The sequence below is a fragment of the Streptomyces sp. 150FB genome, from assembly GCF_000818195.1.
GTDB lineage: Bacteria > Actinomycetota > Actinomycetes > Streptomycetales > Streptomycetaceae > Streptomyces.
In genome coordinates, this window is record NZ_JTHL01000001.1 from 3279963 (window position 1) to 3302725 (window position 22763).

27 protein-coding genes, 1 pseudogene and 1 riboswitch are annotated in these 22763 nt (G+C 70.1%); of the genes and pseudogenes, 10 read left to right on the top strand and 18 right to left on the bottom strand.

Annotation, left to right across the window (positions count from 1 at the left end; genetic code table 11):
- Positions 1-318: 318 nt before the first annotated feature.
- A complete protein-coding gene (locus tag QR77_RS13910) occupies positions 319-702 on the top strand; it encodes a VOC family protein (RefSeq protein ID WP_040022033.1) in 384 nt (127 codons plus the stop codon).
- A gap of 27 nt (positions 703-729) precedes the next feature.
- Here QR77_RS13910 and QR77_RS13915 read toward each other — a convergent pair whose 3' ends face one another.
- Positions 730-1458, bottom strand: a complete 729-nt coding sequence (locus tag QR77_RS13915) for a WYL domain-containing protein (RefSeq protein WP_040022034.1) — start codon at positions 1456-1458, stop codon at positions 730-732.
- A 136-nt stretch (positions 1459-1594) separates the two neighbouring features.
- Between QR77_RS13915 and hemC the strand changes: the two genes are divergently transcribed.
- Together hemC and QR77_RS13925 are read left to right on the top strand one after the other, a co-directional pair.
- Positions 1595-2593 carry a hydroxymethylbilane synthase gene (hemC, locus tag QR77_RS13920; RefSeq protein ID WP_052488721.1) on the top strand — a complete coding sequence of 333 codons (999 nt, stop codon included), beginning with the start codon at positions 1595-1597 and terminating at the stop codon, positions 2591-2593.
- Between the two features lie 35 nt (positions 2594-2628).
- Positions 2629-3090: an SRPBCC family protein gene (locus QR77_RS13925; RefSeq protein WP_040022035.1), complete on the top strand. Its 462-nt coding sequence runs from the start codon at positions 2629-2631 to the stop codon at positions 3088-3090.
- Between the two features lie 49 nt (positions 3091-3139).
- Here the strand turns inward: QR77_RS13925 and QR77_RS13930 are convergent, their stop codons facing one another.
- Positions 3140-3733 (bottom strand): TetR/AcrR family transcriptional regulator, encoded by a 594-nt coding sequence (locus QR77_RS13930; protein WP_040022036.1) that lies wholly within the window; start codon positions 3731-3733, stop codon positions 3140-3142.
- Positions 3734-3882: 149 nt separating this feature from the next.
- Between QR77_RS13930 and QR77_RS13935 the strand changes: the two genes are divergently transcribed.
- Complete coding sequence (locus QR77_RS13935) at positions 3883-5025, top strand: NAD(P)/FAD-dependent oxidoreductase (RefSeq protein ID WP_040022037.1); 1143 nt, start codon at positions 3883-3885, stop codon at positions 5023-5025.
- Between the two features lie 24 nt (positions 5026-5049).
- On the opposite strand, the gene QR77_RS13940 is transcribed toward QR77_RS13935, so the two are convergent.
- The gene (locus QR77_RS13940) at positions 5050-6003 is read right to left on the bottom strand and encodes an NADP-dependent oxidoreductase (protein WP_040022039.1); all 954 of its coding nucleotides are present in this window, start codon (positions 6001-6003) and stop codon (positions 5050-5052) included.
- Between the two features lie 116 nt (positions 6004-6119).
- On the opposite strand from QR77_RS13940, the gene QR77_RS13945 reads away from it, so the two are divergent.
- Together QR77_RS13945 and QR77_RS43520 are read left to right on the top strand one after the other, a co-directional pair.
- A complete protein-coding gene (locus QR77_RS13945; protein WP_040022041.1) occupies positions 6120-6689 on the top strand; it encodes a TetR/AcrR family transcriptional regulator in 570 nt (189 codons plus the stop codon).
- A gap of 64 nt (positions 6690-6753) precedes the next feature.
- A pseudogene (locus QR77_RS43520) lies at positions 6754-7025 on the top strand (type II toxin-antitoxin system Phd/YefM family antitoxin).
- A 28-nt stretch (positions 7026-7053) separates the two neighbouring features.
- Here QR77_RS43520 and QR77_RS13950 read toward each other — a convergent pair.
- From QR77_RS13950 to QR77_RS14000, 12 genes are all read right to left on the bottom strand, one after another.
- Positions 7054-8004, bottom strand: coding sequence for a Ppx/GppA phosphatase family protein (locus tag QR77_RS13950; RefSeq protein WP_040022043.1), 951 nt, complete (start codon positions 8002-8004; stop codon positions 7054-7056).
- A complete protein-coding gene (locus QR77_RS13955; protein WP_040022044.1) occupies positions 8001-8534 on the bottom strand; it encodes a DUF501 domain-containing protein in 534 nt (177 codons plus the stop codon). Before QR77_RS13955 ends, QR77_RS13950 begins: the two co-directional genes overlap by 4 nt.
- Positions 8535-8604: 70 nt before the next feature.
- Positions 8605-9078 (bottom strand): septum formation initiator family protein, encoded by a 474-nt coding sequence (locus QR77_RS13960; protein WP_040022045.1) that lies wholly within the window; start codon positions 9076-9078, stop codon positions 8605-8607.
- 171 nt (positions 9079-9249) lie between these two features.
- Complete coding sequence (eno, locus tag QR77_RS13965; protein ID WP_040022046.1) at positions 9250-10542, bottom strand: phosphopyruvate hydratase; 1293 nt, start codon at positions 10540-10542, stop codon at positions 9250-9252.
- Positions 10543-10875: 333 nt separating this feature from the next.
- Positions 10876-11580: a transglycosylase family protein gene (locus QR77_RS13970; RefSeq protein ID WP_040022048.1), complete on the bottom strand. Its 705-nt coding sequence runs from the start codon at positions 11578-11580 to the stop codon at positions 10876-10878.
- Between the two features lie 3 nt (positions 11581-11583).
- Positions 11584-11756: riboswitch (cyclic di-AMP (ydaO/yuaA leader) on the bottom strand.
- A gap of 273 nt (positions 11757-12029) precedes the next feature.
- Complete coding sequence (locus QR77_RS13975; protein ID WP_236710641.1) at positions 12030-13007, bottom strand: transglycosylase family protein; 978 nt, start codon at positions 13005-13007, stop codon at positions 12030-12032.
- A gap of 212 nt (positions 13008-13219) precedes the next feature.
- On the bottom strand, positions 13220-14536 hold the full coding sequence (locus QR77_RS13980; RefSeq protein ID WP_040022051.1) for a cytochrome P450: 1317 nt from the start codon (positions 14534-14536) through the stop codon (positions 13220-13222).
- A gap of 99 nt (positions 14537-14635) precedes the next feature.
- Complete coding sequence (locus tag QR77_RS13985) at positions 14636-15814, bottom strand: methyltransferase domain-containing protein (RefSeq protein WP_236710643.1); 1179 nt, start codon at positions 15812-15814, stop codon at positions 14636-14638.
- Positions 15811-15954, bottom strand: coding sequence for a hypothetical protein (locus QR77_RS47400; RefSeq protein ID WP_173476300.1), 144 nt, complete (start codon positions 15952-15954; stop codon positions 15811-15813). The genes QR77_RS13985 and QR77_RS47400 overlap by 4 nt, the downstream gene beginning before the upstream one ends.
- Positions 15955-16109: 155 nt before the next feature.
- The gene (locus QR77_RS13990; RefSeq protein WP_173476301.1) at positions 16110-16667 is read right to left on the bottom strand and encodes a DUF2231 domain-containing protein; all 558 of its coding nucleotides are present in this window, start codon (positions 16665-16667) and stop codon (positions 16110-16112) included.
- 213 nt (positions 16668-16880) lie between these two features.
- Positions 16881-17132 (bottom strand): hypothetical protein, encoded by a 252-nt coding sequence (locus QR77_RS13995; RefSeq protein WP_236710644.1) that lies wholly within the window; start codon positions 17130-17132, stop codon positions 16881-16883.
- A complete protein-coding gene (locus QR77_RS14000) occupies positions 17129-17365 on the bottom strand; it encodes a hypothetical protein (RefSeq protein ID WP_040022056.1) in 237 nt (78 codons plus the stop codon). The genes QR77_RS13995 and QR77_RS14000 overlap by 4 nt, the downstream gene beginning before the upstream one ends.
- A gap of 291 nt (positions 17366-17656) precedes the next feature.
- Here QR77_RS14000 and QR77_RS14005 point away from each other — a divergent pair, with 291 nt between their 5' ends.
- The 4 genes from QR77_RS14005 (at position 17657) to QR77_RS14015 (ending at position 20509) form a co-directional block, all read left to right on the top strand.
- Positions 17657-18565: a helix-turn-helix transcriptional regulator gene (locus QR77_RS14005; protein ID WP_236710646.1), complete on the top strand. Its 909-nt coding sequence runs from the start codon at positions 17657-17659 to the stop codon at positions 18563-18565.
- A complete protein-coding gene (locus QR77_RS43525) occupies positions 18481-18690 on the top strand; it encodes a DUF397 domain-containing protein (RefSeq protein WP_078876661.1) in 210 nt (69 codons plus the stop codon). The genes QR77_RS14005 and QR77_RS43525 overlap by 85 nt, the downstream gene beginning before the upstream one ends.
- Positions 18683-18895, top strand: a complete 213-nt coding sequence (locus QR77_RS14010) for a DUF397 domain-containing protein (protein WP_040022057.1) — start codon at positions 18683-18685, stop codon at positions 18893-18895. The genes QR77_RS43525 and QR77_RS14010 overlap by 8 nt, the downstream gene beginning before the upstream one ends.
- Positions 18896-19087: 192 nt before the next feature.
- On the top strand, positions 19088-20509 hold the full coding sequence (locus tag QR77_RS14015) for a M1 family metallopeptidase (protein WP_040022059.1): 1422 nt from the start codon (positions 19088-19090) through the stop codon (positions 20507-20509).
- Positions 20510-20548: 39 nt separating this feature from the next.
- Here QR77_RS14015 and QR77_RS14020 read toward each other — a convergent pair whose 3' ends face one another.
- The 3 genes from QR77_RS14020 to QR77_RS14030 all read right to left on the bottom strand — a co-directional run bounded on the left by QR77_RS14020 (position 20549) and on the right by QR77_RS14030 (position 22757).
- Positions 20549-20821, bottom strand: coding sequence for a hypothetical protein (locus tag QR77_RS14020; protein WP_040022061.1), 273 nt, complete (start codon positions 20819-20821; stop codon positions 20549-20551).
- Positions 20822-20937: 116 nt separating this feature from the next.
- Entirely contained in the window at positions 20938-21738 is an 801-nt protein-coding gene (locus QR77_RS14025; protein WP_040022065.1) for an ABC transporter permease, read from the bottom strand.
- Complete coding sequence (locus QR77_RS14030) at positions 21735-22757, bottom strand: daunorubicin resistance protein DrrA family ABC transporter ATP-binding protein (protein ID WP_040022067.1); 1023 nt, start codon at positions 22755-22757, stop codon at positions 21735-21737. Before QR77_RS14030 ends, QR77_RS14025 begins: the two co-directional genes overlap by 4 nt.
- Between the last annotated feature and the right edge of the window lie 6 nt (positions 22758-22763).

A 22763-nucleotide genomic window follows, 5' to 3' on the forward strand; every position in this document is an offset into this window, starting at 1 on the left:
GGCCCGGCGGGGGCCCCGAGAGGGGGTCCGGAGGGGTTCCGGAGGAGGTTCCGGAGGGGTCGTCGGCGCGGCGGTGGAGGGCCCCCCGCGAAGCCCTTTTCAGGGGGCAGGGACGAGAACACTCCCGTCACCCCGCTCCACCGTCCCCTGCCGGCGCCCCCGTCACGCTCGGTCCGGAACCTCGGTCGGCACACGGCCTGTTCGCGGTCGCGGATACGCGCGGAAACACCGACAGGGGGTTGTCGCCGGCGCCCTCGAAGGTGGTGAAGCGCCGGGACGCTCCCGGCGGCGACACGAGCGCGACACGAGAGGGACGACATGCCTGGATTCAACGGCATCGGCTGGTTCGAGATCGGCACCGCCGACCCGGCGGCCGCCGAGCGCTTCTACGGAGACGTGTTCGGCTGGTCGGTCGCGCACGACGACACGAAGAGCACCGACCCGGCGTACCAGATCTTCACCACGGGTGACCCGGAGGGACTGCGCGGCGGGCTCTTCGCGACCGAGGGAAGGATGCCCGACTACGCGGTCTTCACCGTGCTGGTCGAGGACGTCGAGGCCGCGTGCCGACGGGCCGAAGAGGCGGGCGGCCAGGTCCAGCGCCCGCCGCAGGTCAACCCGGCGGGGGTGACCTTCGCCCACCTGCTCGACCCGGCCGGTAACCACTTCGCGGTGTTCAAGCCGCCGTTCGCCCGGACCTGAGTCATCGCGCCGGAGGGGGTCCGGCCGTCAGCTCAGGGTGAGTTGGCGGAGGACCCCCTGCGGGATGTGGAGATCCTCCTCGCGCAGCGAGCGCGGTACGGGCACCTCGGCGGTGACCGAGACCGAGGTGATCCGGTCGGTACGGAAGGCGCGCAGGCCGTCGCGCAGCCGGCACCAGGCCATCAGGTACCAGTGGTACGGCGAGCCGGCGTAGCCGAGCGGCTCGATCTCTCGCGTCGTGGTGACGCCCTCGCGGTCGCCGTAGCCGATACGCAGGACCCGGCGGGTGTCCAGCGCGTCGGCCACCATGCGCGGCATCGGCGGCAGGCCGCCGCCCTTGCCGCCCTTGCCGCCCTCGTCGTCGTCGTCGTCGAGCAGGAGGATGCGGCCCGCCAAGGCCTGGGCGGCTGCGGCATCGTCCCCCTGCATGGCGGCGAGCAGCTTGCGCAGCGCCGTGCCGGCCGTCGCCCGGAACGGCGTGCCCTCCAGCCCCCGCAGCGCCACCGCCATCGCGACGGCCTCGCCCGGCGTGAGATTGACCGGCGGCAGCGTGCGCGCCTTGTCGAGGCAGTAGCCGCCCGTGCGGCCCGGCTCGGCGTAGATCGGCACCCCCGACTGCTGCAAGGCGCTGATGTCCCGCTCGACCGTGCGCACACTGACCTCGAAGCGGCCGGCCAGCCGGCGCGCGCTGCACGGACGGGGGGCGACCGCCCGCAACTCCTCGACCAGGGCATAGAGACGATCAGTACGGTTCACACCCGCCAACCTAGACGGCGGGTACGACAACAGCGGATACGACAACCACGGATACGACAGGAGCGGGTACGCCAGGAGCGGGCCGGGGACAGAGCCGCGCCGTCCGTTACCGTGAGACGGGAACGGAAAGGACTCCATGACCAGCCTTCCCCCCACACCGGCCGCACCCGGCGGGCCCGCGCGTCGCCTCCGTATCGGTACGCGCAGCTCGCCCATGGCGCTCGCCCAGGTCGAGCGGGTCTCGGCGCTGCTCCGTAAGCACGAGCCCGAGCTGCGGATCGAGGTGGTGCCCGTCACGACCGAGGCCGACCTCTGGCAGGGCGATCTGAGCGAGCTGGACGGCAAGGGGTCGTTCGTCAAGCAGATCGACCGGATGGTGCAGCGCGGCGACGTCGACCTGGCGGTGCACTGCGTCAAGGACGTCCCCGGCGACGTACCCATGCCCGACGGGCTGTTCTTCGCCGCCCATCTCCCCCGGGACGATGTGCGCGACGTCCTGCTCTTCCCCGAAAGTTCGACCCGGCGGAAGCTGGACGACCTGCCCCGGGGCGCCGTCGTCGCGACCTCCGCCGTGCGGCGGAAGGCGCAGCTCAAGCGGGTACGGCCGGATCTCTCGGTGGTTCGTGTCCGGGGCGCCGTGGGCAGCCGGGTGGAAAAGCTCGACGGCAGAAGGCCTGCCGACCCGGCGCCCGACGCGATGGTCCTCGCCGTCTCCGGGCTCGAACGGCTCGGCATCCAGGACCGCGGCCGGCACATCTTCTCGCTCGACGAGCTGCTGCCCGCCGTCGGCGCGGGCGCGCTCGGGCTCGAATGCCGCACGGACGACCGGCCGACCGCCGCTCTGCTCGCCCTCCTCGACGACGAGCGCACCACCACCGAGGTCGGTGCCGAGCGCGCCATGCTGCGTGGTCTGCGCGGGCACTGCAACAGCCCGATCGCCGGGCACTGCCACACCCTTCCCGACGGGCGGCTCAGCCTGCGCGGGATCGTCTTCGACGCGGACGGCTCGGCCTTCGTGGCGTCGCACCTGGTGAGCGAGGACCCGGACCACTCCGGCGAGGCGCTCGGCCGCCGCGTCTGCGACGACCTGCTGCGGCAGGGCGCCGACCGGATCATCGCGAGCATTCCGCACTGACTGTTCTGTCCGCGGAGGTTGGCTAGGGTGGCCCGATGGCACGGACGGACACAGCTTCCCGGGTGATCGCGGCCTCAACTGACCGTGTCTACGCGGCCCTCGTCGATCCGGACGCGCTCGCGGCATGGCTGCCACCGGACGGCATGAGTGGCCGATTCGAACGGTACGACGCGCGGCCCGGCGGGTCGTACCGGCTGGTCCTGACCTACGCGGACGCCTCGAAGGCGCCGGGCAAGGCCACAGCGGATTCCGACATCGTCGAGGCGCGCTTCGTCGACCTCGTCCCTGGCGTGCGCGTCGTGCAGGCCGTGGACTTCGTCTCCGCGGACCCGGCCTACGCCGGCACGATGACGATGACCTGGGAGGTCGGTCCGGCCGACACGGGGACGCGCGTGGAGATCCGCGCCGAGGACGTCCCCGCCGGTGTCTCGGCGGAGGACCACGCCGCCGGTCTCGCCTCCTCGCTGGCGAACCTCGCCGCCTACCTGGAGCAATGACCGGCCGCAGTACGCGGCTTCCCCCCGGTAAGCGACCTCAGCGCGCGTCTCACCGCGCGGTCGGCCCGCCCGGCGGTTCCCAGCCGTTCGTGAGGATGTCGAAGACCGCCTCGACGGCGGCTCGGCGGTCCTCCCGGCCGCGAGCGAGAGTCGGGATCTCAAGCACGAACCGGGCAAGGGCCACACACGCGAAGTTGTCGTGTTCCACGCCCGTCTCGTCGGCGATGGCCGCGCTGAGACCCTCGGTGTGCCGGGTCCACCTGCGTTCCGCGTACGCGCGTAGCTCCGGCGTGGAGTCCACCAGGTTGGTGTAGTCGGCCATCTGTGGGTGCGCCGCGAGCGGCAGCCAGATGTCGAGGACGTGCTGCCGGAGGGCATCGAGAATGCTCCGACCGGCGGCTCGCTGCCGTACCGCGGCGATCAGTTCCGACTCGCGGTCCTCGTCCTGGTCGAACACCAGCGCTTCCTTGCCGGTGAAGTGCTTGAACACCGTGGCGGCCGACACGTCGGCCGCGTCGGCGATGTCACGGATGCTCACCCGGTCGTAGCCGTGTTCCAGGAAGAGCCGCAGTGCGGCGTCGGCGATCGCTTGGCGAGTGGCCGCCTTCTTGCGTTCGCGGCGGCCGACAGGGGGCGTGGTCATGAGGTGACCATATCCGACAGTTGCATCAACATCCTAGTTGCATCAATATCTAAGTTGACTCGTTCTACTTTTCTACCTACTCTGCTTTTCGTCCGAGTGTTCCAACTGCGCGCCCCATGCGCTCTCTCTTCGTCAGCGAAGGAACAACCATGAACTCCCCAGCACCCGCCCGCGCCAGAATCAGCGTCATCGGCGCCGGACCCGGCGGACTGACCTGCGCCCGCATCCTTCAGCGGCGCGGCATCGCGGTCACCGTCCACGACCGCGACCCGGGCCCCGACGCGCGCGATCAGGGCGGCACCCTCGACCTGCACGCCGACAACGGCCAGATCGCCTTGCGCGAAGCCGGCCTGCTCGACGAGTTCTTCGAGCTGGCCCGCCCCGAAGGCCAGGAAATGCGCTGGATGGATCCGACCGGCAAGGTCATGTCCCACAAAGTCCCGGAGGCCGGCGAGCGCTTCAAGCCGGAAATCGACCGCGGCCAACTGCGCGGCCTGCTGCTCGACTCCCTGGAGCCGGGAACCGTACGGTGGGGCCGCACCCTCGACAAGATCAGCGGGCCCGCCGACGGTCCACGGCGGTTGCACTTCGCCGACGGCACGACCGTCGAGACCGATCTGGTCATCGGCGCGGACGGCGCCTTCTCCCGGGTACGACCGGCCGTGTCGCCCGCCGTTCCCGAGTACACCGGCGTGAGCTTCCTGGAAGCGTGGTTCTCCGACGTCGAGAACCAACACCCCGACCTCGCCAAGCTGGTCGGCCCCGGCAGCGCCGCCGCGGCCGACGGCGACCGCGGCCTGTTCGCCCAGCGCAACAGCGGAAATCACCTGCGCGTCCACATCATCCGACGTGTCCCGGTCGACTGGATCACCAAGAACGGCCTCACCCCCGACGACACCGACGGCATCCGCGCCCTGCTCCTCGACGAGTACGCCCACTGGTCGCCCCGGCTGCGCCGGATGATCGCCGACAACGACGGCCTCTACGTCGACCGGCCCATCCTCGCCCTCCCGGTCCCGCACACCTGGGAACACAACCCGACGGTGACCCTGGTCGGCGACGCCGCCCACCTCATGCCCCCGCTCGGCGTCGGCGTCAACCTCGCCATGCTCGACGCCGCCGAACTCGCCCTCGCTCTCGCGAACGCGGCCACTCTCGATGACGCCGTCCGCGTCTACGAGAAGACCATGCTTCCCCGCTCCGCCGAGATGGCCCACGTCCTCGAAGGCGGCGCCGAACACCTGCTGTCCGCCGACGTACCGGACTTCATGGACGACGACGCCCAGTCCTGACCGCGTCCGTCGTGAAAGTCCCGCCTACCCGGCGACGCCCGGGCGGCGGCCCGCGGCGGTCAGGGCGATCTTTCCGCGCCGTGGGCCTCGCGCGGCCAACGCGTGGGCGCGGTCCGCCTGTTCCATGGGGAACACCTGCCGCAAGGGGACGCGGAAGCGGCCCTGTTCGAAGAGCGCGGCAGCGACGGCGAGGCCGTGGCGTCCATGCGGTTGGCCGCCGAGGTCGCCGACCGAGAGGCGGACGCCGCGTCCGGGGCCTGTGAAGTCCGCGATGGTGACGACTGAGTCCGCCGTGCCGGTGAGCGCGACGAGTTCGGACAGCGAGCCGGCACCGGCGACGTCGAGCGCGCGGTCGACCCGCCCGGCGTGAAGCGCGCCGACCCGCTCGGGCAGCCCCTCGCCGTACGTGGTGGGGATCGCGCCGAGCCCGGCGAGGAAGGTCTGGTTCTCCGGGCCGCCCGTCCCGATCACACGTGCGCCCCGCGCGATCGCGAGCTGCACGGCGACGCTGCCGACGCCGCCCGCGGCGCCGTCGATCAGCAGGGTCGTTCCTACGCGTACGTCGAGCAGGTCGAGCACCCGGGTCGCCGTCTCGATGCTCGTACCGCCCGCGCCGGCCTCGTCCCAGGGCATCGACGCCGGTTTAGGGGCCCAGAACCGCAGAACGGCGAACTCGGCGCTCGCCCCGCCGAGCAGCGAGACATCGACCGCGCCGAACACCTCGTCCCCGACCGCGACACCGGTGACGTCCGGCCCCACTTCGTCGACCACCCCGGCCGCGTCGACGCCCGGGACATGCGGCAGGGCGATCTTCGCGGCCGACGGGGACTCTCCGGCGCGGAGCACGACATCGACCGGCGAGACTCCGGCGGCTCTGACCGCGATGCGTATGTCCCCCCGGCCCGCGTGCGGCTCGGGATACGGACCGACGGTGAGCACCTCGGGAGGACCGAACCGGTCGAACTGGACTGCGAACACGATGACCCCTCTGACCTGGACGACAAGCTGGACGACATGACCGTGCGCCTTGGCACAGAGGCAGACTAGGAACGGCCGTTCCGGACAACGGCGAAGCGAGAGAGGGGCGGGGCAGAGTGACTCGGAAGCGCCGTACGGATGCCGAGGACAACCACCGGCACATCCTCGGAGTGGCGCGGGCCGCGTTCGCCGCGGACGGTCTTGAGCTGCCGGTACGTGAGATCGCGCGGCGCGCCGGTATGGGCGTCGCCACGGTCTACCGGCACTTCCCGTCGCGTCAGGACCTCATCTCGGCCGTACTCGCCGAGCATGTCGCCCGGTGCGGGGCGGAGATGCGGGCGGCCCTCGCCGACCCGGACGCGCGGCGCGCGCTGCGCGGCACCATCCGCCGCTTCAGCGAGCGGCAGACGCGCGACCGGGCCATCAACGAAGCGCTGCTCGGTTCGCACAGCGCGGGAGCGGCCTTCGCCGACGAACGCCGCGCGCACGCCGAGGCGTTCGCCCTGCTGGTACGCCGCGCCCGCGAGGCCGGCGCCCTCCGGGACGACGTATCGGTCACTGACGCGCGCGTGGCCCTGCTGGCGATCACCTCTTTCCGGGCGCTCCCGGCCGAGCGGGCGTCGTCAGCGATCGAAAGGCTGACGGATCTGCTGCTCAGGGGCGTACTGAACGAGGAAGCGGCCTGATCCCCCGAAGGCCACACGCCCGTACTTGGCCACCGCTGTAAGCGATGTCGTGCACACTCTCTGTGTGGCTGAGAGCGTCGCGACCGCCCGGGAAGCCCGCGCACACCTGGCCGACCACATCGACCACGCCGAGCAGGGCAGGCCCACCGTGATCACCCGCGACGGCGTGCAGGTGGCCGCCCTGGTGCCGATCGCGGACTTCGTGGCCCTGGAGGAGGCAGCAGACCGGTTGCCGGCCCGGGAGGCGGAAGCGGTACTTGCGGCGGACGGCCCCACCGTGAGCATGGCCGAGCTACTGGGGGCCTGTTCGCCGAGCCCGCCAACGACGCGAAGTGACGCGCCGGTTCCGGTCACGGCGCGGACCTCACCCGGCGTCGCGTGCCGCCTGCCACGCGATGCCGTCCAGGATGTCGTGCTCGCTCACCACGACCTCGTTCGCGCCCGTCCGCTCCATGATCGCGAGCAGTATCAGGGACCCCACCCCGATCACGTCCACCCGCCCCGGGTGCATGATCGGGATCGCCGCCCGCTCCGCGTGTGTGGCCATCAGCAGGCGGCCGGTGATCTCCCTCACCCGTTCCAGCGGGATCCGGCTGTGGTGGATGGCCTCCGAGTCGTACGTCCCCAGGTCCAGCGCGATCCCCGCCACCGTCGTCACCGTGCCCGCCAGGCCCACCAGCGTGCGCGACTCGCGCAGCGGGACCGTCTCCTCCGCCAGGTCCAGCGCCGCTTCGATGTCCAGCCGGACCGCGGTGACCTGTTCCGGGGTCGGCGGGTCGGTGAGGACGCCGTCGTGCAGCAGGTGGCGTTCCGTCAGGCGTACGCAGCCGATGTTCACCGACTTGCCGGCCCTGACCTCGTCCTCACCGACGACGAACTCCGTCGAGCCGCCCCCGATGTCCACCACCAGATAGCTGTCGTGCCCCGGGAGTTCCTTCGTCGCGCCCGTGAAGGAGAGTTCCGCCTCCTGGTCGCCGCTGATCACCTCGGGCTCCACGCCCAGGATCTCCACGACCCCCCGCACGAACTCGTCGCGGTTCTCCGCGTCACGCGTGGCGGAGGTCGCGACGAACAACAGGTTGTCCGGCGCCCGCACCCCGTGGGACGCGATGATCTCCGCGTACTCGCGGCACGCGGCGAACGTACGCTCCAGCGCCTCCGGCGCCAGCCGGCCCGTCCTGTCCACGCCCTGGCCCAGCCTGACGATCTTCATCCGCCGGTCGAGGTCGACCAGTTCGCCCGTGGCGAGGTCCACGTCCGCGACCAGGAGACGGATGGAGTTCGTACCGCAGTCAACAGCAGCGACCCTGGTCATTCGGCGCCTTCCTTTGTGAACGGAGTCACACACGCACCCTTGCGCCACCACTCCGGCAGCATCGCCAACGCCTCGTCACCCAGCGGGTTCACCCCGGGCCCGGCGGCCAGCGAGTGGCCGACGAGGACGTGCAGGCACTTCACCCGGTCCGGCATCCCGCCCGCGCTCGGGAAACCGGCCAGCACCTCGATGGCGTCACGGCGCGCGATGTAGTCCTCGTGCGCCTTGCGGTACGCGGCGGCCAGCTCGGGGTCGGTCGCGAGGCGTTCCGTCATCTCCTTCATGACGCCGTTCGCCTCCAGCGTGCCGATGGCCGAGGCCGCGCGCGGGCAGGTCAGGTAGTACAGCGTCGGGAAGGGCGTCGAGTCGGGGAGCCGGGGCGCGGTCTCCACCACGTCCGGCTCGCCGCACGGGCAGCGGTGCGCGATGGCGCGCAGCCCGCGCGGCGGGCGGCCGAGCTGTTGCTTGAAGGCCGCGACGTCCGCCTCGGTGGGCTCTGTGCGCTCGGTCTGGGGAGGGGGCGTGTCCATGCCTGCCTTGGTTCTGCCGTTCGAAAAGTTCGGGGCGAAGGTTCGGGGCGGAAGTTGGGTGTTCCTGTCGCTACTTGTCCGGGCGGTCCGCGTTGTCCACGCCGTCCATCAGGTTCGAGTACCAGGCGCGGTCCGCCGCCCCCTCGTCGTCCTTGGTCTGCTTCCGCGCACCCGGATCGATCATGGTGTAGCCGGTCTCCCCCGGCTTCACGTAGTGCAGATGCTCGCGCGCCAGCCGCTCGATGTAGACGTCGTCCTGGAGCCGCGCCTTCTCGTCGCGCAACTGCTCGACCCGCTGCTTCGCGTCGCGCGCCGTCCGCTCCTGGTCGGCGATGTCGTTGCGCTGCGACACGTACTGCCGCATCGGGTACGCGAGCGCCACGACCAGTGTGCAGACGATCAGCGCGAGGAAGGCGGCGCGGCCGGTGAGCCGGGAGCGGCGGGCCTGCCTGCGGCTCTGCGAGCGGTAGACCCTGGCGGCGGTCTGCTCGCCGAGCAGCCGCAGCCTGGTCGAAGTGGAGAACCGGTCCCGGTTCCCGGCCATCGCTCTCGCCTCCGCTGTCCCGTTCCCGGTACGTCTGGTCCGGTACGTCTCCCCGGCACGCCTGTCCGCCGCGCCGTCACGTACGTACGTCCCCGAACACGGTACGGGACCGGGGACGAGGACGTACGTACGACGGGCTGGCCGGCCTGCTCGGTCCGGCCGTGCCCGGCCCTACTCGGCCGAGCGGAAGCGCGGGAACGCGCTGCGCCCCGCGTACACCGCCGCGTCGTCGAGGATCTCCTCGATGCGCAGGAGCTGGTTGTACTTCGCGACGCGCTCGGACCGGGCCGGGGCGCCGGTCTTGATCTGGCCGCAGTTGGTGGCGACGGCGAGGTCCGCGATGGTGACGTCCTCGGTCTCGCCCGAGCGGTGGGACATCATGCACTTGAAGCCGCTGCGCTGCGCCAGCTCGACGGCGTCCAGCGTCTCGGTCAGCGACCCGATCTGGTTGACCTTGACGAGCAGCGCGTTGGCGGCGCCCTCCTCGATGCCGCGCGCGAGGCGCTCCGGGTTGGTGACGAACAGGTCGTCGCCGACGATCTGCACCTGGCTGCCCAGCTTGTCGGTGAGGACCTTCCAGCCCGCCCAGTCGTCCTCGTACAGCGGGTCCTCGATGGAGACCAGCGGGTACGCGGCGACAAGCTCCTCGTAGTACTCGGTCAGCTCGGCGGCCGAGAGCGACTTGCCCTCGAACTCGTACTTGCCGTCCTTGTAGAACTCGGAGGCGGCGACGTCCAGCGCGAGCGCGATGTCGCGGCCGGGCACATAGCCCGCTTCCTTGATGGCCACCAGGATCAGGTCGAGCGCGGCGCGGTTCGAGTCCAGGTTCGGCGCGAAGCCGCCCTCGTCGCCCAGGCCGGTCGAGAGACCCTTCTCCTTCAGGACCTTCTTGAGCGTGTGGTAGATCTCGGCGCCCCAGCGCAGCGCCTCGGAGAAGGACTCCGCGCCGATCGGGGCGATCATGAACTCCTGGATGTCCACGTTGGAGTCGGCGTGCGAGCCGCCGTTCAGGATGTTCATCATCGGAACGGGCAGCAGGTGCGCGTTCGGGCCGCCGAGGTAGCGGAACAGCGGCAGGTCGGAGGCCTCCGAGGCGGCGTGCGCCACCGCGAGGGAGACGCCGAGGATGGCATTGGCACCCAGCGACGACTTGTCCGGCGTGGCGTCCAGGTCGAACATCGCCTGGTCGATCAGGCGCTGCTCGGTGGCGTCGTAGCCGACCAGCTCGGGGCCGATCTGCTCGATGACGGCGAGGACGGCCTTCTCGACACCCTTGCCCTGGTAGCGGTTCTGGTCACCGTCGCGGAGCTCAAGGGCCTCGAACGCACCGGTGGAGGCACCGGAGGGGACAGCAGCACGACCCGTGCTGCCGTCGTCGAGGCCGACCTCGACCTCGACCGTTGGGTTGCCTCGGGAGTCGAGGATTTCCCGGGCTACGACGACGTCGATGGACGGCACGAGCATCTCCTTCTGGGATGTGACGCTTGGAACGCAGGGTCTTATTGGCCTTGCGCCCTGAGCCTAACCGGCTCCCGGCGCTCGACCCGCCCCGCGCCCGCTTCCTGGGACGGAATGGCGACGGAACACCGGCCGATCCCTGCCCGCCCCCCGCCCTCACCTCCGCCGTCACGCCTTTTGTACGGACAGAACCCCGGCCCGGCGCGTACGGGGGAGCGCGCCGGACCGGGGTGGTCCTGGCCGGATCGGCCGACGGGGCGGTCGGCCGATCCGGCACGGAGATGCCCCTGCCCGCGAACGGGCCGGGGATGGGTCAGGGACGCGTCGGGGACGCGTCGGTCAGCTCAGGTGGAGCTGCTGGCCCGGGAAGATCACATCGGCGTCGCGGACGATGTCCTTGTTCAGGGAGAAGACCTTCTTCCAGCCACCCTTGACGTGGTGGGCGGTGGCGATCTTCGAAAGGGAGTCGCCGGCCTTGACCTTGTACTCTCCGTCACCCTTCTTGACCGGGGCGGAGCGGGTCTCGCCGCGCGAGGCGTGCTGCTCGCCGCTGCGCGAGGACCCCGACGGCCGCGACTGCGACTGCGACGGCTGGGCCTGGGACCGCGACGGCTGAGCCTGCTGCGGCTGGGACTGCTGCGGGGTGCTGGAGCCGCCGCCGCTGGACGAGGACGCGCCGGACAGGTTCACGCCACAGCTCGGCCAGGCGCCCTTGCCCTGACCCGCCAGGACCTTCTCGGCGACCGATATCTGCTGGGACTTGGAGGCCTGGTTCGCCTGCGGGGCGTACGCGGTGCCGCCGTAAGCGGCCCAGGTCGAGTTGGTGAACTGGAGGCCGCCGTAGAAGCCGTTGCCGGTGTCGATCTGCCAGTTGCCGCCGGACTCGCACTGGGCGACCTGGTCCCACTCGGAGCTGGAAGCGGCGGACGCGGACGTCGCGCTCAGCAGCGGTACGGCCACGGCCGCACCGGTGACTCCGGCGAGCGTGGCGTAGCGGACGGCCTTGGACGGGCGACGGTGCTTGTGCTTGTTCGAACGCAGCATGGAGCATCTCCTCACCGACGCCTACGAGGTGAGCTGTCGGGTTCGGGCCAAGTGAGTTGCCCGGCCACGCGCGCTTGGCACGTGGCTCCACCCCAGCCGGTCGTCAGCCGTCTCTCGACGGCCGGGAACGGCGCTTACCTTGGGTCCCCCGCTCCTGCCTTCGGCGCTTTACGCGACGACTTTCCCGGCGACCGACGGCAGGATTCGGCGTGACGATCGACGGGGCCCGCGGTGCGAGCGGCTCAGACCGTAACCACAGTCATCCCCTGAGTTCAAAGGGGCGCATTGGAGGAATACGCCCCTTCCGCCCCTTCCAACGGGCCTATTTCCGCAGGTGAGAGGCGAAAGGGACGAACCTGACGGGCAAAGTGCGTCACTTGAGGCAAAGAGACGCTTGTCTCACTTGAACAGATGTGGACATACGGCGCCGAACCGCCCCGCGAGAGCGCCTACTTGGCGCTCAGATCCAGGCTCTGGCCAGGAAGGATGAGATCGGGGTCGGAGCCGACGGTCGCCTTGTTGGCCTCGTAGATCGAATTCCAACCGCCGGCGACGTGATGGGTCTCAGCGATGTCCCAGAGGTTGTCGCCGGGCCGGACCTTGTACGCGTCGTGTGCCGCGTCCGTACCGCCCGCCCCACCCGCGTCTCCGGCGACGTCACCCGAGCGGGGCTCGGGCCCGTCGCTGCGCGAGGCGTGGCGGCCGGAGTCCCGGTCCGCGTCCGCTCCGGCGTGCGCCGTGTCCGCCGGGTCAACTCCGCCGCGGTGCTTGCCCGTGACCGGGTCGGTGGACGCCGAGGCGCCGGGGGCCGGTGTGGTGGAGGTGTCGGACGAGGAGGGTGAGGCGGACGGGTCGCCGGAGGGGGTGCCGGACGGCGCACCCGCACCCTCGCCGGTGTCCGTGCCGGGCCCGGCCTGGCCGCTGTCCGCCCCGTCACCGTCCGGACCGGGGTCCGGCGCGTCCGAACTCCCCGGAGCCGACGCGGAGGACGACGGCGAGGGGGACGAAGAGGGCGAGGACGACGGTGACGTGTGCGACGGAGACGCGTGCGACGGCTTCGCCGACGTGTCACCGCCACTCTTCACCGGCCCACCGGGGTCGACGTCCGGCGCGGGCCCGCCGTCCGTCAGTCCGGCGATCGGCGCGCAGCTCGACCACACACCGGGACCCTGCGAGTCGAGCACCTTCTCGGCGATCGCGATCTGCTGCGAGCGGCTCGCGAGGTCGGGGCGCGGCGCGTAGTCGTCACCGCCGTACTGGTCCCAGACGATCTGCGAAAGCTGCAACCCGCCGTAGAACCCGTTGCCGAGGTCGGCGCTCCACACGCCACCGCTCTCGCACTCGGCGACGCTGTCCCAGGTGGAGGCATCGGCTGCGCTGGCGCCCGAGGCGGCGAACAGCGGGATGGCGAGGGCCGATCCGGTCACCCCTGCCGCGACGATGAGAGCGGGGGCCTGGCGGGGGCGGCGGTGTCGACCGTTGGCGGACAAATGCGTTTGCCTTCCGTGTGATGCGTGACGCGGGAGGCGCCACGCATGAAACGTGAGATCGGCTACAGCGTGTGGCTGCTGAGTTGTCGGTGAAGGTAGCGGTACAAGAACGCTTGTCACAAGTCGATGCAGCGGAGATCACGTGAAAGTCACATTACTGACGATCCGTCAGGTACGCGGTCGGCTCCCGGGGGCGTGAACTGCACCGGAAGCGTGCGCAATCCACGCATGATGAGCCCTCCACGCCAGCGCAAATCGGCAGGATCTTGCGCAAGCCGCACATCCGGAAGCCGCGTCAGAAGCGTGCCCAGCGCGATCTGTCCTTCGAGGCGCGCGAGCGGCGCGCCGAGGCAGTAGTGGATTCCGTGCCCGTACCCGAGGTGTTGATTGTCACGCCGAGCGAGGTCGAGGGTGTCGGGCCCGGTGAAGCGTTCGGGGTCCCTGTCCGCCGCCGCCAGTACGACGAGAACCGGCTCGCCGGTCGCGATCCGCTGCCCGCCCAGGGTCAGCGGCTCGGTGGCGTACCGCCAGGTCGCCAGCTCCACCGGCCCGTCGTAGCGCAGGAGTTCCTCGACGCCCGTCGCCAGCAGATCCGTCTCCCTCGCGGCGAGTGAGGCTTGCAGGAGGGCGCGCTGCTCCGGGTTCCGCATGAGGGTGTACGTCCCGTTACCGACCAGATTGACGGTCGTTTCGAACCCCGCGAACAGAATGATGAAGGCCATGGCGGCGGCCTCGTTCTCGCTGAGGTGTTCCCCGTCGTCACTGGCCCTGATCAGCCCGGAGATCAGGTCGTCGCCGGGCCGCAGCCGCTTGCGGTGGATGAGGTCGGCGAGGTACGTCCGTATCTTCTTCACCGACCGCCCGACCCCGCCGCGCGGACCGCCGCCGTGGCGGATCATCATCCCCGCCCAGTCCCGGAAGTCGTCCTGGTCCTCGCTCGGTACCCCGAGCAGGTCGCAGATCGCATAGATAGGGAGAGGGAACGCGAAATCGTGGATCAGGTCGGCCGTGCCGTCGGCGGCGAAGTTGTCGATCAGACGGTCGGTCAGCTCCTGTACGCGGGGCGCGAACTCGGCGATACGCCGGGGCGTGAACGCCTTGGACACGAGCCGGCGCAGCCGGGTGTGGTCCGGCGGATCGATGTTCAGGAGATGCGTCATCAGATCCGCCCCGCGCTCGCCGGGGATCCCGGTCTTGCCCTTCGCGTGCGCGGACCCGGCGTGGTTCACCGGGTTCTTGGAGAGCCGCGCGTCGGCGAGAGCGACCTTCGCGTCCGCGTACCGCGTCACAAGCCACGCTTCCACACCGCTGGGGAGCGCGGTCCGGTGTACGGGTGAGTGCTCGCGCAGCCACGCGTACGCGGGGTAGGGGTCGGTCGCGAACTCCCACGTGAAGAGTTCCGGTGCGGTGGGCGCGGTGCCGGGGGCGGGGGCAGGGGTGGGGACGGCGGGGTGCTGGTCGGGCATGTCCCGACAGTAACCGTCGCGCCGCCCGTCCCCTCTCTCCCATGTCTCTCCCCCTGTACCCCTGTACACGGGACATAGCGGGAAGGGCGCCTGCGGACCTCAGCCCACCGCGGGCACGCAGCACTCCGGAGTGTCCAGCCACGCCCGGTGAACGCCCTCGGGGGTCACGCTGAGACCGAATCGCTCGAATCCGGGCCGCCCCTGCTCCTCCCACCAGCGATGAGCGGCCACGAGTTCGCCCCACAGATCGCGCGGACCCGACGTACAGACCTCGAATTCCCTGGCTCCCGGCACAAAGTCCGCCGTGGCCCAGGAGGTCACCTCCGTGTCCCGGAGCCAGAGGGTGTACGAACCGTCCGCGTACCGCTCCGCCCAGGGGAACATCCCGTGCGTCTGGAGGCCGATGGCGAACATGGGGAGCCAGCCGCCCACTTCCTCCGGGGACAGCGTAGTGAGCGTCCTGCGGCCGTTCGCGGGCCACGGCTTTCCGCCGAGGTACTCCCTGGTGTGCCGTTGGTACGAGCGCTGCTGCCGAAGCCGCATAAAGGCGGAGGACCCGACGAACGGGCCCGCCGCGCCCCCGTCCTCGGCCACGGTCAGCCGGACGATGCCTTCTCCTCCGTACGTGGTGGCGTACGGCGAGACGATGACTCCCCCGGCGCGGGTCTGGCGGATGATCTCCGCCGGGATCTCGCGCAGCGAGGCCGTGACGATCGCCCTGTCATAAGGGGCGCCGTCCTTCCAGCCCTGAGATCCGTCCCCGACGACGGTGACCGGGTCGTATCCCGCCGCGTCCAGCCGCGAGCGAGCGGTGGCCGCGTTCTCCGGGTCGAACTCGACGGTCACCACGTTGGCGGAGCCAACCCGCTCGGAGAGCAGCGCCGCGTTCCAACCCGTCCCTGTCCCCACCTCCAGGACAGTTGACCCCGGCTGCACATCCAGGGCCGCCAGCATGGAGAACACCATGGAGGGCTGGGAGTTGGAGCATGTCGGATTGGTACCCGTGCCGGGTCCGGTATGGGTTCCGTCGTCCCACTGGGTGGTGAGTGACACATCCGAGTACACGGCTCGGAGCCATGAGCCCGGGTCGGCCCGACGATCGACTGCCCGGACCGACCCGCCGCTCCGGGTGACGCCCGGCCACATGACGTCGGGAACGAAGTCCTCGCGGGGCACGGCGTAATAGGCGGAGATCCACTCGGACGTCAAGGCACCCTGCTCGACGAGCAGGGAGGCCAGCCCTTCCGGGCCGGCCTCCCCTTCATGCCGTGCCCTCACTTGGCGGGGTCCTTCGTGTCGTCGCGGCCGACGGACCCGTCTCCGGAACCTCCGCCGCCGTGCTTGGCGCCGGAGTTGCTGTCGTCCTGCTGTTGTCCGCCCTGGCCGTCGCCGTTACCGCCATCGTGCTTCGCTGCCATGAGTGCCCTCCCTCGAAACGACTGGTCATGGCGATTCTGTCCTTCACAGTCATCCGATCAACCGTGCGGAAGGGGGAAATGGAGTCACTGGGGGAGGCGCGAGGGGGGCGCGAAGTGCGCCGTGTTCGCCAGGTGCACGCAAGCGCGAGGGGGCGTCAGCGGTCGGCGGACCCCTGGCTGACGGGCTTCTCCGAGAACTGCCCGGTCCAGGCCGCCTTCGCACCCGAGTCACCGATCCGGACAAGCGTCACGATGGAACCCGCGGCCACCACGACGGACAGCACGATCGCGACCGTCCGCACCGGCGTGCCCAGAGCGATGGAGCCCCGAACCGGGGGCCGGCCCCCGTGCCCGCCCGTGCGCACCTCCGCCGCGGACTTCAACATGGCTCGGCGGCCGAACCACCACACCACCACAGTGACGGCGAACAACGCGGCCACCCAGGGCAGCAGGGTGTCCCCGAGGTTCGTGTGCTTCACGACCAGAGGGGTATCGGCGACGCGGTCCTGCAGCCACTCACCGGCGTGGGTGGTGATCGGCACGGTGATCAGAGTGAGCAGGGCGAACAGCGGCAGCACCACACCCAGCCTGCGGAGCCACGTGGTCGACACAACGCAGACCACCAGCGCGATCGCGGCGAGCGGCACCGCCACGACGACGAAGTGCAAGATCAGCACATGGGCCGGGAGGCCGTTGATCATTGTGGGGCCCACGGGATGGCTCCTTCACGAGCGGACATTAGGAGTGGCGACCTGCGCTGCCCGATACGCATAATATGAACGCATATCAGCAACCTACGGATACTTCTACCCCATATCGCCGAAAAGGTCGGGTCAGCACGTCCGGTGCGTCGAGAGCCCTCCCGCCCACACCGGGCCGGGCGCCCCGGTCGGGCGCCCCCGCCCGCCGGCCCCACGCTTCCGGTGTCAGCGCGCTCGGCGGGAAGCCAGATCCTCGGCCAGCCCTTTCCGGCGGAGTCTGTGCAGAGCGCCTATGGCGCGCAACTGGCGCTGCTCGTACGGGGTTCCCTGCCGTACCGAGAACCACCGGGTCTGCCAGGTGAGCCCCGTGGGGCGGCTCAGGTACACCAGTTGGCCGACAAAGGCATCAACGACGCCGACCATCTCGTACGTCTTGTCATAGACGACCATGCCGACGCAGAGACCGGGCGGCTTCACCGCGCGTCCCCGGAACGACGGTGTGGATGGTTCGACAGCTCCCGGTTCGAGTACCGCACCGTCAGACTGTCCCCCGCCCGCCGCGCCTCCTCCCGCTGTGCGACCAGGGCCGTACATACGTCACACTCGGGCGCCACGTAGTCAGGACACTTGACCGCCCCGCACGTGCACGGCGGCCACCGCAGCGCCGACCCGGCGGCGGAGTCGCCCTCCCACTCCCGCTTCTCGCTCATACCAACTCCTTCAGGCCACGAAGCACCCGCGACAACAGCTCGCCGGTCGCCGGGGCGTACGTCGCGTAGTGGCTGATACCTGACGGCGCCCGCCAGACGCCCCACCCGTGGACGGTGCCCCCAGGTTCGAACAAAGGTGCAGGGAAGGTCTGGTTCGGGGCTCGTTCGCACATGGGGGGTGTGCCTTCCGTCAGGTCTCAATTACTGTCTGTGTTCAAGAATCGGCGCGACGGCGCCTGTCCAAAAGGGGCGGGCCGTAGTCGACCATTGACGGACCACCAGGAGCTGGCAGTGGCAACACGCAAGGCAGTTTCCGGGCCAAAACCCTCGGCGCGTCAGATGCTCGCCCGCGAGCTGACGCGACTCCGGGAGCAGTCCGGTAAGACGCTGGCCGCACTCGGCGAGGACACAACGTACGACCGGGCCTACCTGCACAAGTTGGAGACGGGAGGACGCATTGGGTCACCGGCGGTGATCGCGGCGCTGGAGGCCGTGTACAAGACCGGTGGCCAGTTGGAGATGCTGTGGGAGATGGCGCGGAATGACGCGTTTCCCGACAAGTACAAGCGGTTCATGAAGCTGGAGCCCACGGCCACCGTCCAGTACGCGTACTCGGTCGGGCCCATTCACGGTCTGCTTCAGACCGAGGGGTATGCACGTGAAGTGCTTAAGGTCGAGCGCGGCCGCGACGAACACGATCTCGAAGAGCAGGTCGCGGCGCGGCTCGGACGGCAGGAAATCCTGCGACGGGATGACCCGCCGCACTTCCGCGCCGTCCTTGACGAATCCGTACTGCGGCGCGGAGCGCACGATCCGAAGGTGTGGGAAGGACAACTGGAACATCTGCTGGCGGTAAGCGAGTTGCCAAACGTCACGCTTCAGGTGTTGCCTTTTAGCGCAGGGCCGCACTGTCTCATGGGCACCTCGCTCACGATCCTGTGGCTTCCGGACGGCACGTCTGTCGCGTACACAGAAGACCAGCACTCGGGCCAGTTGATCGAGAGCGCGGCAGACGTCGACGATCTACGCCTGGCCTACGATCTAATGAGGGACCAAGCCCTTTCGCCCCGGGACTCCGTGGCGTTCATCGAGCGATTGTTGGAGGACGGCAGAGAATGCGCTCCCGACCCGATCTGCGCGCCGCGCAGTGGCGCAAGTCCAGCTACAGCAACTCAGAAGGGGGCCAGTGCGTCGAGGTAGCTGACGGCTACGCCGACGTCGTCCCCGTCCGCGACAGCAAAGTGCCTGCCGGACCGGCCCTCTTCCTCACCCCGACCGCTTGGACCGGCTTCGTCACCTTCGCCGCCACCCACGCCCATGGCTGACCAGCGCCCGGACCTCAACGCCGCGCAGTGGCGCAAGTCCAGCTACAGCAACGGCGACGGAGGCCAGTGCGTCGAAGTAGCCGACGGCTACCCCGGCGTCATCCCCGTCCGCGACAGCAAAGTGCCCACCGGACCCGCCCTCCTCCTCACCCCCACCGCCTGGACCGGCTTCGTCACCTTCGCCGCCACCCACGCCCAGGGGTAAGTACTGCCCGTCAGTACCACCAGTGCGAACCGGGCGGGCCTTTGCCCCGCTCGGTCACACTGCTCGCTCTCCCCATATGGGGCTCCTGGCGCCATAGTTGGCTCTTGTCGATCCAGTGAGGCGCGCCATACGCTGACGCGCGGTTCGCACGATCTCCGTTTCCGGAGTTGGACGCCTCTTCCAGGAGCGCACATGCCCTCTCGCCGCCTGCCCGTCCGTTCCGTTTTCCTCCGCACCGGCGCCGCGCTCCTCGCGCTGGCCGCTGTCACCGTGACGACCGACGGCAGCGCCGCCGCGGCCGTGGCCGGTCAGCACCGGGGCTCGTCGGGGGCAGGTGATCCGTACTTCCCTCTCGCGGGCAACGGCGGATACGACGTACGGCACTACGATCTCGGCCTCTCCTACGACCCCGTCTCCCGGAAGCTGGCCGGCAACGCGGTCGTGTCCGCGCGTACCACCCAGAGTCTGGCGAGCTTCGACCTCGACCTGTCAGGGCTGACGGTCAACAGCGTGCGCGTGGACGGGAGATCGGCGCGCTGGAGCCGCGAGGGCCAGGAGTTGGTCATCACGCCGAAGAAGGCGCTGCGCAAGGGCGCGGCCTTCCGGGTGGAGATCGCGTACGGCGGTGTCCCGCAGGAGGTGACCGACCCCGACGGATCGCCCGACGGGTGGATCGCCACGGACGACGGCGCGTTCGTAGCCGGGGAGCCGCAGGGCGCCATGTCGTGGTTCCCCGCCGACAACTACCCGGCCGACAAGGCTTCTTACTCCTTCGAGATCACCGTGCCCAAGGGGTACACCGCCGTGTCGAACGGTGTGCTGAAGGCGCAGCGGACGAGCCACGGGAAGACGACGTTCCGCTGGGACCAGGCGCAGCCGATGGCCTCGTACCTCGCCACCGCCACGATCGGGAAGTTCGACGTCCAGACGTACAGGACGCCTTCGGGAGTTCCGGTCTACACCGCCGTGGACCCGCGCGAGGCCGCGAAGGCCGCTCCCGCGCTGGCGAAGATCCCCGACATTCTCGCCTGGGAGACGCAGCTCTTCGGGCCGTACCCGTTCTCGGCGACGGGCGCGATCGTCGACCACGCGCCGGATGTGGGCTACGCGCTGGAGACGCAGACGCGGCCGCTGTACGACTCGGCGCCGAGCGTCGGCACAGTGGTGCATGAGATGGCGCACCAGTGGTTCGGTGACTCGGTGAGCCTGACCAGTTGGAAGGACATCTGGCTGAACGAGGGCTTCGCGACGTACGCCGAGTGGCTGTGGGAGGAGCAGCACGGCGGAACGACCGCGCAGGCCGAATTCGACCACTACTACGCGCTTCCCGCGACGAACGGTGTCTGGGCGTTCCCGACGGCCAACCCCGGAAGTGGTGCCAACATCTTCGCCTCGCCGGTCTACACGCGGGGCGCGATGGCGCTGCAGAAGCTCCGTACGGCCGTCGGTGACCGGGACTTCTTCACCATCCTGCGCACCTGGGCGCGGCAGCACCGCCATGAGACCGGCACCACCGCCCAGTTCATCGCGCTCAGTGAGCACGTGTCGGGGGACAACCTCGGGCCGCTGTTCCGTACGTGGATCTACGGCACGGGCAAGCCCGCCCAGCCGTAGTCATCGTGCACCACGCGGGGCGGGCGGGGAGCGCCGAGGTCAGACTCGCGCCCCCGACCGCCGTGCGCGGAGTATGCGGAGTCCGTCGATCGAGCGGATGACGGCCGCGATGCCCACCACGGCGAGAATGGCCTGAAGCACGGCCTGGGCCGTGCTGCGGTCGGCGCCGATGGCCAGGTAGACGATCTCCTGGACGATGAAGAAGATTCCCAGGAAGAGTTCGAGGTAGCCCAGCGCGGGCGACTTCGGGACGAAGCGCCACCACGGGCCGCCGGCGGGCTTGCCCCATTCGCCGTACGTTCCAGTCGGCACTGTGCACCTCCGAGTTGATCATCCTTGCGATGATGATGTTGTTCCGTGTGCCCAGCGCCTGCCCGTGTAAAAGCCCGGCGGGCGCGGATGTGCCGTCGCGGAGGTGCCGTTGGGGCTCACCCCACCGTGACATGCCGGAACCGGCGGAGCGCCAGTGCCATGAAGACGCCGGTGATGACCACCGCGCAGAGCGACGCGTACGGCAGCGCGTGGACGACCGGCCACGCGTTCCCCACGGCGATGCCGCCGGGCGGCGGGTTGCCGAGGAGGTGGCGTACGGCTGTCGCCGTGGCCGATACGGGGTTCCATTCGGCGACCGCCCGGAGCGGACCCGGCATCGTGGCCGTCGACACGAAGGCGGACGAGATGAAGGTGACGGGGAAGAGCCAGATCAGCCCGGCGCTCTGGGCGACTTCGACGCTGCGCGCGAGCAGACCGATCGCCGCTCCGACCCAGGACATGGCGAAGGCGAACAGCAGGATGAGGAGGTAGGCGAGGACGGCCTCCCCCGCGGATGTGCCGATGCGCCAGCCGACCAGCAGCCCGCACAGGGAGGTGGTGAGCAGCGTGACCATACTCATGATCAGGTCGGAGAGGGTGCGGCCGAGGATCACCGCCATCCTCGGCATGGGCAGTGAGCGGAACCGGTCGATGATGCCCTTGTCCATGTCGTTGGCGAGGCCCAGCGCGGTGAAGGCGGCGTTGAACGTGACGGCCTGCGCGAAGATCCCGCCCATCAGGAACGTGCGGTAGGCGCCACCGCCGAGGCTGCCTCCGAAGACGTAGGCCAGCAGGAGCACGAACATCACCGGCTGGACGAGCGCGGTGATCACGGAGCCGGGTGTGCGGCGGAGGTTGAGCAGGTTGCGCCAGGCGATGATGGAGGCGTCGCGGGCCACGCGCTTGACGGAGGTCATGCGGCCTCACGTACCGGTGACTCCTGGGGCCGCTCGCGGCGCGGCCCTTGCTCCTGGCGCCGCTCCGGCTGTCCGGTGAGGGCCAGGAAGGCGTCGTCGAGCGTGGGCGGCGCGAGTTCCACGTCGTGCACGGCGACCCCCGCCATCCGGAAGCGGCTCAGCGCGTATTCGAGGGTTTCGGCGCCGTCGTCGGTGGTGACGGTGATCCGGCCGGTACGGAGGTCCAGGTCGGGGGTGTGCGGGCCGAGACCGTTCAGCAGGTCGAGGGCGAAGCGGTGGGCCTCCGGGTCGCGCACGGTCAGGGCGAGGCGCTCGCCGCCGACGCGCGCCTTCAGTTCGGCCGCCGAACCACGGGCGATCACACTGCCGTGGTCGATGACGACGATGGTGTCGGCCAGTTGGTCGGCCTCTTCGAGGTACTGCGTGGTCAGCAGGACGGTGGTGCCCGCCGCCACCAGTTCCTGGATGGACCGCCAGGTGTCGGCCCTGCCGCGCGGGTCGAGGCCGGTGGTGGGCTCGTCCAGGACGACGACGGGCGGCCGGGCGACGAGCGCGCCCGCCAGGTCCAGCCTGCGGCGCATCCCGCCGGAGTACGTCCTGCTCAACCGGTCGGCGGCGTCTTCGAGTTGGAAGCTCTCCAGGAGCTGTGCGGCCCGGCGGCGGGCGGCGTGGCGTCCCATGCCGTAGAGGCGGGCGACCAGATACAGGTTCTCGCGTCCGGTGAGCTTCTCGTCGACCGCCGCGTACTGGCCGGAGAGGCCGAGGTTGCTCCGTACCCCTTCGGGGTCGGCCGCCACGTCGTGCCCGGCCACCCACGCCCGACCGCTGTCCGGCCGCAGCAGCGTGGAGAGCACCCGGACCGCCGTGGTCTTGCCCGCGCCGTTGGGGCCGAGCAGCCCGAGCACGGTGCCGGGGCGCGCTTCGAGGTCGATCCCGGCCAGGGCCTGCTTGTCACCGAATCGCTTGGTGAGTCCTTCGGCGCGTATCGCGAAGGTGTCGCGCTCTGCGGTTGTCGTCACTGCGTC

Excerpts from the sequence above, each read along its gene's own strand:
- QR77_RS13930 (WP_040022036.1), bottom strand. The coding sequence starts at position 3,733 with ATGACCACGCCCCCTGTCGGCCGCCGCGAACGCAAGAAGGCGGCCACT.
- QR77_RS13970 (WP_040022048.1), bottom strand. The coding sequence starts at position 11,580 with ATGCTGCGTTCGAACAAGCACAAGCACCGTCGCCCGTCCAAGGCCGTC.
- hemC (WP_052488721.1), top strand. The coding sequence starts at position 1,595 with ATGACCAGCCTTCCCCCCACACCGGCCGCACCCGGCGGGCCCGCGCGT.
- QR77_RS13955 (WP_040022044.1), bottom strand. The coding sequence starts at position 8,534 with ATGGACACGCCCCCTCCCCAGACCGAGCGCACAGAGCCCACCGAGGCG.
- QR77_RS14010 (WP_040022057.1), top strand. The coding sequence starts at position 18,683 with ATGGCTGACCAGCGCCCGGACCTCAACGCCGCGCAGTGGCGCAAGTCC.
- QR77_RS43525 (WP_078876661.1), top strand. The coding sequence starts at position 18,481 with ATGCGCTCCCGACCCGATCTGCGCGCCGCGCAGTGGCGCAAGTCCAGC.
- QR77_RS13960 (WP_040022045.1), bottom strand. The coding sequence starts at position 9,078 with ATGGCCGGGAACCGGGACCGGTTCTCCACTTCGACCAGGCTGCGGCTG.
- eno (WP_040022046.1), bottom strand. The coding sequence starts at position 10,542 with ATGCTCGTGCCGTCCATCGACGTCGTCGTAGCCCGGGAAATCCTCGAC.
- QR77_RS14000 (WP_040022056.1), bottom strand. The coding sequence starts at position 17,365 with ATGAGCGAGAAGCGGGAGTGGGAGGGCGACTCCGCCGCCGGGTCGGCG.
- QR77_RS13910 (WP_040022033.1), top strand. The coding sequence starts at position 319 with ATGCCTGGATTCAACGGCATCGGCTGGTTCGAGATCGGCACCGCCGAC.
- QR77_RS13935 (WP_040022037.1), top strand. The coding sequence starts at position 3,883 with ATGAACTCCCCAGCACCCGCCCGCGCCAGAATCAGCGTCATCGGCGCC.
- QR77_RS47400 (WP_173476300.1), bottom strand. The coding sequence starts at position 15,954 with ATGGCAGCGAAGCACGATGGCGGTAACGGCGACGGCCAGGGCGGACAA.
- QR77_RS13925 (WP_040022035.1), top strand. The coding sequence starts at position 2,629 with ATGGCACGGACGGACACAGCTTCCCGGGTGATCGCGGCCTCAACTGAC.
- QR77_RS14025 (WP_040022065.1), bottom strand. The coding sequence starts at position 21,738 with ATGACCTCCGTCAAGCGCGTGGCCCGCGACGCCTCCATCATCGCCTGG.
- QR77_RS13980 (WP_040022051.1), bottom strand. The coding sequence starts at position 14,536 with ATGCCCGACCAGCACCCCGCCGTCCCCACCCCTGCCCCCGCCCCCGGC.
- QR77_RS13950 (WP_040022043.1), bottom strand. The coding sequence starts at position 8,004 with ATGACCAGGGTCGCTGCTGTTGACTGCGGTACGAACTCCATCCGTCTC.
- QR77_RS14015 (WP_040022059.1), top strand. The coding sequence starts at position 19,088 with ATGCCCTCTCGCCGCCTGCCCGTCCGTTCCGTTTTCCTCCGCACCGGC.